At 67.1% G+C, this 2,403-nt stretch carries 2 protein-coding genes; one reads left to right on the forward strand and one right to left on the reverse strand.

The genetic code is table 11. From position 1 onward, the window contains the following. The coding region (locus tag AC1D01_RS30380; RefSeq protein ID WP_477873060.1) for an ATP-binding protein at nucleotides 1-2,035 on the forward strand (2,035 nt) is incomplete at its 5' end. A 47-nt stretch (nucleotides 2,036-2,082) separates the two neighbouring features. Here the strand turns inward: AC1D01_RS30380 and AC1D01_RS30385 are convergent. Next, nucleotides 2,083-2,253 carry a hypothetical protein gene (locus AC1D01_RS30385; RefSeq protein ID WP_477873062.1) on the reverse strand — a complete coding sequence of 57 codons (171 nt, stop codon included), beginning with the start codon at nucleotides 2,251-2,253 and terminating at the stop codon, nucleotides 2,083-2,085. Between the last annotated feature and the right edge of the window lie 150 nt (nucleotides 2,254-2,403).

Genomic DNA, 2,403 nt, shown 5'->3' on the forward strand with positions numbered 1-2,403 from the left:
GCAGATCGCCGAACAGCAGCTTGCCGCGCGCCAGCAGATGCAGGCGCTGGCCGCCGTGATGGCCGAAGGCACGGCCGCGGCGCTGGCGTTCGGCAATGCGGCCGCGGCCGCCGAGACGCTGGCGGCACTGCGCGGCCAGACCTCGGCCAGCCGTGCCGAACTCTTCGACTCCCGCGGCCGGCTGGTCGCCTCCTATACCTCGCCACCGCCGGACCACGGCCTGGATGGCATCACGCTGACGGTTTCGCTGGACGTGATGCTGGACGGCGTGCGCACCGGCGAGCTCCGGCTGCTCGGCACCTCGCCCTCGGCCATGACGCAATGGCAGCGGCAATCGCTGCCGCTGCTGGCCGCGCTCGGCACCTCGCTTGCGATCGGGCTGGTCTTCGCGACCGTGCTGCTGCACGCCAGCCTCTCGCAGATCGAGGACCTGGCCCGCGTGGCGCGGGACATCCACCAGGGCCTGCCGCCCCGGCGCGTCGTGCGGCGCAGCCAGGACGAGCTGGGCGACCTCGTCGAGCAGTTCAACGCGATGCTCGGGCAGCTCCAGCTCAACCAGACGAACCTCGAGATCACGGTGCGCGAGCGCACGGCCGAACTGCGTTCCGCCAAGGAATCGGCCGAAGTCGCCAACCGGGCCAAGAGCAGCTTTCTCGCCAACATGAGCCACGAGCTGCGCACGCCGCTGAACGCGATCATGAGCTACGCCCAGCTGTTCCAGATCGACACGCGGCTGGACAAGGAGCAACTGCAAGGCGTGCGGACCATCCAGCAGAGCGCGGAGCACCTGCTGCTGCTGATCAACGACCTGCTCGACCTCTCGCGCATCGAAGCCGGCCGGCTCGAACTCTTCCCCGAGCCGGTGATGCTGAAGACCTTCCTCGGCGCCATCACCGACATCATCCGCATCCGTGTCCAGGAAAAGGAACTGAAGTTCCGGTTCGAGGACCACAGCGCCGAAGGCACCATCGTCTCCGTCGACAGCACTCGGCTGCGCCAGATCCTGCTGAACCTGCTCAGCAACGCGGTCAAGTTCACCGACGACGGCGAAGTCAGCCTGGTGGTCCACGAGACGCAACGCACGGCGCGCGAAGTGCGCCTGCGCTTCGAGGTGCACGACACCGGCATCGGCATCGACCCGGACAAGCTCGGCGCCATCTTCCGGCCGTTCGAACAGGCCGCCGACGTGCAGCGCCGCTTCGGAGGCACCGGGCTGGGCCTGGCGATCAGCCGCCAGCTGGTGGCGCTGATGGGCAGCGACATCGTCGTCAGCAGCCGGATCGGGCATGGCAGCCATTTCTGCTTCGAACTCGACCTGTCGCTGGCGAGCACCGACCTCACGACCGTCGCCCCCACGGAGCGCCAGGTGCAGACCATCGCCGGCTACCGCGGCCCGCCCCGCAAGGTGCTCGTCATCGACGACACCGAAGCCAACCGCCGGCCGTTGATCACGTTCCTGCGATCGCTGGGCTTCGACATGCTCGAAGCGCCGGATGGGGCCGCGGGCCTGCGGGTCGCGCTGGAGCATCGGCCGGACCTGATCCTGATGGACAGCGTGATGCCGGTGATGGACGGCTTCGAGACCACCCGGCGCCTTCGCGAGATGCCGATGCTGCGCGACGTGCGCATCGTCGCCATCTCGGCGAGTGCCTCGGCCACCGACCACCAGCACACGCTGGATGTCGGAGCCGATGCCTTCCTGCCCAAGCCGTTCACGCTGACCGCCCTGATCAACGCCATCGGCCGCCTGCTGCAGCTGGAGTGGGTGGAATGGGACAGTGCCCGCGAGGTCGCGTCGGATGAGGCGCCCAGCGACCCTGCATTCGACCAGTTGCCCGATCGGGCCCGACTCGAGTTGCTGCTGCAGCTGGCCGAGTTCGGCAACATGCAGGACCTCGCGAAGCAAGCCGCCGAGCTGGCGGAGACCTCGTCGACGTGCCGCCCCTTCGCGCTGCGCCTGCAGCGGCTGGCCGAGCAGTTCCAGTCCAAGGCGGCGCTGCAGCTGGTCCGCAGCGCGCTGCGCGACGACGCCTGACCTGTCCATCGCGGGCCGGCGCCGAGCCGCTGCCAAACGGACACCTGTCACTTGTCAATTGTTGACAAACAGTGCAGCGAGGTCGGAGTCAAATCGCTCAACGGTTCAACATGACTCTTGTGCATTTCAGTGACCGATTGCAGTTGGCATTTGTTGACTTTGGCCTGCACCCGACGCGGCATTTGTCCATAGCCAAACGCCGCTGCGATCGAGATCATGACGACACCCTAGACAGCAACCTGACAGGTCACTGAACCCCAGCGACCGTCTCACCGAACGGGAAAGACCATGGACTTTTCTCCGAGCCCCCTGGCCAGCCTTTCAACACTGCCTGCGACATGGCTGATGCTCCTCCCGATCCTGATCGC

The organism is Rhizobacter sp. P3_B12 (assembly GCF_056402895.1).

Coding starts and splice junctions, on each gene's coding strand:
- AC1D01_RS30385 (WP_477873062.1), bottom strand. CDS start 2,253: ATGATCTCGATCGCAGCGGCGTTTGGCTATGGACAAATGCCGCGTCGG.